The following is a 6,143-nucleotide window of genomic DNA, read 5'->3' on the forward strand; positions in this document are numbered from 1 at the left end:
CCGCTCGCTCAGCCCTGGAGGGCCTCGGCGACGGACTCGGCGAAGTCCGCGATCCGCGGGCCCCAGCGCGAGGCGATGTCGTCGTCGGCCTCCAGGACGCGGCCCTCCACGACGGCCGGGACGGTGTCGAAGGCCGGCCGCTGGGCGAGGGTCGCCGCGGACTCGCCGCAGCACTTCGTGTCGGCCAGCACGACCAGGTCCGGGGCCGCCCCGACGACGTACTCGGGCGACAGCTGCGGGTACCCGCCGGCCGCCTCGCCGGGACCGTCGGCGATGTTCTCCAGCCCGAACATCGCGTAAATGCTGCCCACGAACGTGCTGCTGTCCACGGAGTACAGCTCCGGGCCGAGCTCGTGGTAGACGGACATGCCCTCCACGCCGTCCGGCACGGAGGCGACGGCGGCGGCGATGCGCTCCTGGACGTCGGCCGCCACGTCAGCGGCCTCGTCGGCGTGGCCCGTGGCCTCACCGAGGGTCTCGAGCTGGGCGTAGGTGTCCTCCACGCTGCCCGCGGCCTCGAGCAGCAGCGTGGGCACCGCCAGCTCGGCGAGCGCGTCGACGATCCCGTTCTGGTCGTTGCTGAGCACCACCAGGTCCGGCTCGTACCCGGCGATCGCCTCGGCGTTCGGGGTGAAGCCCGACAGGTCGGTGACCGGGGCGTCGGCCGGGAAGGTGGAGTAGTCGTCGACGGCCACCACCTGGTCGCCGGCGCCGATCGCGAACAGCATCTCCGTCGCGGTGGGGGACAGCGAGACGATGGACCCCGGCTGCTCCTCGAGCGTGACCTCGCCGTTCGAGCCGGTCACCGTGACCGGGAAGGCGCCGGAGCCGGAGGACTCGGCCGCGCCCTCCGAGCCGGTGTCGCCGCCACCGCAGGCGGTCACCGCCAGCAGCAGGGCGGCCAGGAGGGCGAGCGGGGCAGCGGCGGTCGCCCGGCGCGGGCCCGGGGTGGTCGTCCGCGGCCGGGAGAGGGAACGGGGCAAGAGGAGCCTCCAGCGGAGGCGGCGAGCGTCGCTCATGGGCTGCCGACGGCAGGATGCGCAACCCTTACCGCGAGGGTCGGTGACATGCCGCAGAGCAGGCGATCTGGCTAGGGCCGTGGGGTCCAGCAGGACCGAGGGCCATCACAGTTGCGGGACAGCGCCGGGATTGCACCGGACTTCGCTGCCGCTACGGCACCGACCCAGGGGTCGGCGGCGCGAATCTACCAGCGGACGGTCAGGTCGCGGCGGCCAGCACGGCGGAGTAGACCTCCGTCGTCCGCTGCGCGATGGCGGCCCAGCCGAACTCCGACAGCACCCGCTCGCGCCCGGCGGCACCCATGGCGGCGGCCCGCTGCGGGTCGGCCAGCAGCTCGGTCATCCGGGCGGCCAGCCCGGTGGCGAACCCCTGCGGGTCCGCCTCGTCGTAGGGGACGAGCAGCCCGGTGCGGCCGTCGGCCACGACCTCCGGGATGCCACCGACGGCGCTGGCGACGACGGCGGTGCCGCACGCCGCGGCCTCCAGGTTCACGATCCCGAGCGGCTCGTAGACCGAGGGGCAGACGAACACCGTCGCGCCGGTGATCAGCGGGACCAGCTGCTCGCGGGGCAGCATCGCCTCGATCCAGACCACGCCCTCGCGCCGCGCCTGCAGGGCGGCGACCGCGTCGGCGACCTGCTGGCGCTCGGCGGGGGTGTCCGCGGCGCCGGCGCACAGCACCAGCCCGACGTCCGCGGGCAGCTGCTCGGCGGCGGCCAGCAGGTGGACCAGACCCTTCTGCCGCGTGATCCGGCCGACGAACAGCGCGTACGGGCGGTCGGGGTCCACGCCCAGGCCGCGGACGACGTCCGGCGCGTGCACCGGCCGGTAGGCCTCGGCGTCCACCCCGTTGTGCACCACGTGCACCCGGGCCGGGTCCAGCTCGGGGTAGACGGCCAGGACGTCGTCGCGCATGCCGGCGCTCACCGCGACGACGGCGTCGGCGGCCAGGTAGGCCGTGCGCTCGGTCCAGGAGGACAGCCGGTAGCCGCCGCCGAGCTGCTCGGCCTTCCACGGGCGCCGCGGCTCCAGCGAGTGGGCCGTGATGACGTGCGGGATGCCGTGCACCAGCGAGGCCAGCATCCCGGCGCCGTTGGCGTACCAGGTGTGGCTGTGCACCAGGTCGACCCCGGCGAGCGCGGCCGCGATGCCGACGTCGGTGCCCCACGCCTGGAGAGCGCCGTTCGCCTCGCGCAGCCCCTCGGGCACCGGGTGGCCGGTGGCGTCGCCCCGCGGGTCGCCGAAGCAGTGGACGTCGAGCTCCGGGCCGGCCGGCAGGGAGCGCAGCGCCGCGACCAGGTGCTCGACGTGCACCCCCGCACCGCCGTAGACCGCCGGTGGCCACTCCCGCGTCACGATCCCGATGCGCACGCCGTCACCCTAGAAGGACCCCGTCCCTCTCACCCCTCGCAGGCTCGGGGAGAGCCTCTGGACGGGGCCGTTCCAGTCCGTCACCTGCTCGCACGGGTCCCTGCGAGGGGGCCGTTCCAGGCCGTCGCCTGCCCCGAAGGGTGGGGTTGCGGGGTTCGGTGCGTCGTCCGCGCCGGTCAGCGGCTACCTTTCCGACATGCGTGGCGGTCCTCGGGTTCTCGGCATCGTGCTCGCCGGTGGCGAGGGCAAGCGGCTGGCGCCGCTGACCGCCGACCGTGCGAAGCCGGCGGTGCCCTTCGGCGGCAACTACCGGCTCATCGACTTCGTGCTGTCCAACCTGGTGAACGCCGACATCCGGCAGATCGCCGTCCTCACGCAGTACAAGAGCCACAGCCTCGACCGGCACATCACCACCACCTGGCGGATGTCCCAGCTGCTCGGCAACTACATCACCCCGGTCCCGGCGCAGCAGCGGCTTGGCCCGCGCTGGTACACCGGCAGCGCCGACGCGATCTTCCAGAGCCTGAACCTGATCTACGACGAGCGGCCGGAGATCGTCGTCGTCTTCGGCGCCGACCACGTCTACCGCATGGACCCGGCGCAGATGATCGACCAGCACCTGCGCACCGGTGCGGGCGTGACCATCGCCGGCCTGCGCGTGCCGCGGCGCGAGGCGACCGGCTTCGGCGTCATCGACGCCGACGCCGAGGGCCGCGTGCGCGGGTTCCTGGAGAAGCCGGCCGACCCGCCCGGCCTCCCGGACTCGCCCGAGGAGAGCTTCGCCTCCATGGGCAACTACGTGTTCACCACCGACGCCCTGCTCGAGGCGCTGCGGACCGACGCCGAGGACGCCACCTCCGAGCACGACATGGGCGGCTCGATCATGCCGATGCTGGCCGCCGCCGGTGAGGCGTGGGTGTACGACTTCTCCACCAACGTGGTGCCGGGTGCGACCGAGCGCGACCACGGCTACTGGCGCGACGTGGGGACGATCGACTCCTACTACGACGCGCACATGGACCTCGTGTCGGTGTCGCCGGTCTTCAACCTCTACAACGACCGCTGGCCGATCTACACCCTCCCGCCGCAGCTGCCGCCGGCGAAGTTCGTGCTCGGCGGCCGGGCCGAGGAGTCGATGGTCAGCGCCGGCGCGATCATCGGCGGCGGCTCGGTGCACAACTCCGTCGTCTCGCCCGGGGTGCGCGTGGAGCGCGGGGCCCGCGTCGAGGACAGCGTGATCATGGACGGCGTCTACATCGGCGAGGGCGCGCACGTCCGCCGCGCCATCCTGGACAAGAACGTCATCGTCCCGGCGGGCGCGCGGATCGGGCTGGACCCGGAGGTGGACCGCCAGCGGTACCACGTCAGCGCCGGCGGGGTGACCGTCCTCGGCAAGGGCGCCCGCGCATTCGCGTAGGGCGGCTACCGGCGCCTGGTCGCGACCAGCAGGCCGGTGCCGATCGGCAGGACGGCGGGCAGCAGCGTCTCGTCGTCCCGCACCGTGCGCGCGATCTCCCGCCACGCGACCGACTGCGGGTCGCGCGCGGTGCGGTCCGCGACGCGGCCGCCGGCGAGCACCCCGTGGCAGGTGAGCGACCCGCCCAGCCGCACCAGGCCCAGGAGGGCCGGCAGGTGCTCGCTGTAGTCGCGGGGCGGGCCCGCGCAGCAGACCAGGTCGTACGCGCCGGGCGACAGCCGGGGGATGACCTCACCCGGTGTGCCGAAGATGAGCCGGGCCCGGCTCGCCGGCACCTTGGCCTCCGCCAGCGCCTTGCGGGCGGCACCCAGCTGCTCCGGGTCGCCGTCGAGCGCGGTGAGCACGCCGTCGGGGCGCATGCCGCGCAGCAGCCAGAGGGCGGCCAGCCCACCGCCGCTGCCGATCGAGACCACCGAACGGGCGCCCGCGGTGGCGGCCAGGACGGCGAGGGTCGCACCGACGGCCGGCTCCACCGGCGGCGTCCCGGACAGGAAGTGCGCCCGGTGCCGGGCCGAGGCCATCTCCGGGCTCTCCGCGGCGAAGCGGTCGGCGTAGGCGGCGCCCGGATCGGTGCCGCTCCCGGGCGGCGGTTCCTCGGCGCTCATCACCGGCCGAGGGTAGTGGCCGGGGCGCCGGGACCCGCGTGCGGCAGCCCTACCTGTGGGTCTGCTGTGAGCAGCGGTGCACGGGAACACCGCTGTGTCCCCCGCCCGTTGAGCAGGACGTGCGCGTGAAGCGAGCCATGCCCGCCCGAAACTCCGGTGCAGCGGAGGTCGCGACGGCCCCCGTCTGCGATCCTGGTGGCGTGCCCGAGGCCACGCCAGCGCAGTCGCCCGCTCCCGCGGCGACCTCCGACGCCTGGGTGGCGCCCACCTGGGACCAGGTCGTGCGCGACCACTCCGCCCGCGTCTACCGGCTGGCCTACCGGCTGTCGGGGAACGCGCAGGACGCCGAGGACCTGACCCAGGAGACCTTCGTCCGGGTCTTCCGCTCGCTGGCGGACTACTCGCCCGGCACGTTCGAGGGCTGGCTGCACCGCATCACCACGAACCTGTTCCTCGACATGGTCCGCCGTCGGCAGCGGATCCGGTTCGACGCCCTGCCCGAGGACACCGAGCGGCTGCCCGGCCGGGCGCCCAGCCCCGAGCAGGTCTACGCCGACACCCACCTCGACCCCCAGGTGCAGGCCGCGCTCGACGCGCTGCCGCCCGAGTTCCGCGTGGCCGTCGTCCTCTGCGACATCGAGGGCCTCACCTACGAGGAGATCGCCGCGACCCTGGGGATCAAGCTCGGCACCGTCCGCAGCCGCATCCACCGCGGCCGCGTCCAGCTGCGGCAGGCGCTGGCGCACCTCGCCCCGCGCCGGCCCGTCGTCCCGGGGGAGGTCGGGGCATGAACATCCCGGAGAGCCACCTGGCGCAGGAGGCGATCGCCGCGCTCGTCGACGGCGAGCTGACCGCCGGCCCCGCGGGCCGGGCGGCACGGCACCTCGCCGGGTGCGCGCAGTGCCGGATGGCCGTGGAGGCCCAGCGCGAGGCGAAGGAGGCGCTGCACGGCTCGGCCGACGTCGCGGTCCCCGGCGACCTCATGTCCCGGCTGTGCGCGATCCCGTTCACCGCGGACGTCCCCGGCGCCGGGTCGGGCCCCATGAGCGCCGGGCCGGGGGAGCTGACGCTCACCGGCGGGACCGGCTCGTGGTCGGTCGACCTCACCGGCGGCGCGCCGCACAACCGCGACCACTCGAGCGCGCGCTGGCTGCGCCGCGGCGTCGCCGGCACGCTCGTCGGGCTGGGCGCGGGCGTCACCGTGCTCGTGCTGACCCTCCCCGGGGACGGCGCCCGCCTGCCGGGTGGCCCGGTGGCCGACAGCGGCCGCGCCGAGCAGCACACCGAGGTCGCCCCGCCGGTCCTGCGCACCGTCACCGTGGGCACCAACGGCGCACCGGGCGGCACCCCCTGAGCACTCCCGGGCCCTCGGGGCCGGACCCCGCCGTCTTCACGCGTCCGACCGGGCAGACCGGCTCGTTCGACGAGACCACGGCCCAGCGGCTCCAGCCCCGCCCGGCGGCGCCGCAGCAGCCCTCGCCCGCGCAGGCCGGCGCCTTCGGCCGCCCGGCGGCCGTCGAGGGCGGCTTCGCCGGTGACCGGCCCCCTTGCCGCCGGCCTTGACCAGCTGCTCGGTCAGCTCGCCCGTGTCGCCGGAGGGGGCGGCGGGCGTCTGGTCGGGGTCGCGGCGGCCGGGCAGGCGGAGCTTCACGGGCCGGAAGTCTACGTGT

The 6,143-nt window shown here is 75.2% G+C and carries 6 protein-coding genes and 1 riboswitch; of the genes, 3 read left to right on the forward strand and 3 right to left on the reverse strand.

From position 1 onward, the window contains the following. Positions 1 to 8: 8 nt before the first annotated feature. A complete protein-coding gene (locus E4P43_RS06160; RefSeq protein ID WP_245158958.1) occupies positions 9 to 983 on the reverse strand; it encodes an ABC transporter substrate-binding protein in 975 nt (324 codons plus the stop codon). A 79-nt stretch (positions 984 to 1,062) separates the two neighbouring features. Next, a riboswitch (cobalamin riboswitch) is annotated at positions 1,063 to 1,198 on the reverse strand. Between the two features lie 20 nt (positions 1,199 to 1,218). Continuing rightward, positions 1,219 to 2,391, reverse strand: coding sequence for a glycogen synthase (gene glgA / locus E4P43_RS06165; protein WP_135144527.1), 1,173 nt, complete (start codon positions 2,389 to 2,391; stop codon positions 1,219 to 1,221). Positions 2,392 to 2,587: 196 nt separating this feature from the next. Between glgA and glgC the strand changes: the two genes are divergently transcribed. Then, entirely contained in the window at positions 2,588 to 3,808 is a 1,221-nt protein-coding gene (gene glgC, locus E4P43_RS06170) for a glucose-1-phosphate adenylyltransferase (protein WP_135144528.1), read from the forward strand. A gap of 5 nt (positions 3,809 to 3,813) precedes the next feature. On the opposite strand, the gene E4P43_RS06175 is transcribed toward glgC, so the two are convergent. Beyond that, on the reverse strand, positions 3,814 to 4,473 hold the full coding sequence (locus E4P43_RS06175) for a class I SAM-dependent methyltransferase (protein ID WP_167759082.1): 660 nt from the start codon (positions 4,471 to 4,473) through the stop codon (positions 3,814 to 3,816). 200 nt (positions 4,474 to 4,673) lie between these two features. On the opposite strand from E4P43_RS06175, the gene sigE reads away from it, so the two are divergent. Both sigE and E4P43_RS06185 read left to right on the forward strand, forming a co-directional pair. Next, entirely contained in the window at positions 4,674 to 5,264 is a 591-nt protein-coding gene (gene sigE, locus E4P43_RS06180) for an RNA polymerase sigma factor SigE (RefSeq protein WP_135144530.1), read from the forward strand. Next, complete coding sequence (locus tag E4P43_RS06185) at positions 5,261 to 5,827, forward strand: anti-sigma factor (RefSeq protein ID WP_135144531.1); 567 nt, start codon at positions 5,261 to 5,263, stop codon at positions 5,825 to 5,827. The genes sigE and E4P43_RS06185 overlap by 4 nt, the downstream gene beginning before the upstream one ends. The last annotated feature ends 316 nt before the right edge of the window (positions 5,828 to 6,143 follow it).

This window comes from Blastococcus sp. TF02A-35 (assembly GCF_004571075.1).
Lineage (GTDB): Bacteria > Actinomycetota > Actinomycetes > Mycobacteriales > Geodermatophilaceae > Blastococcus.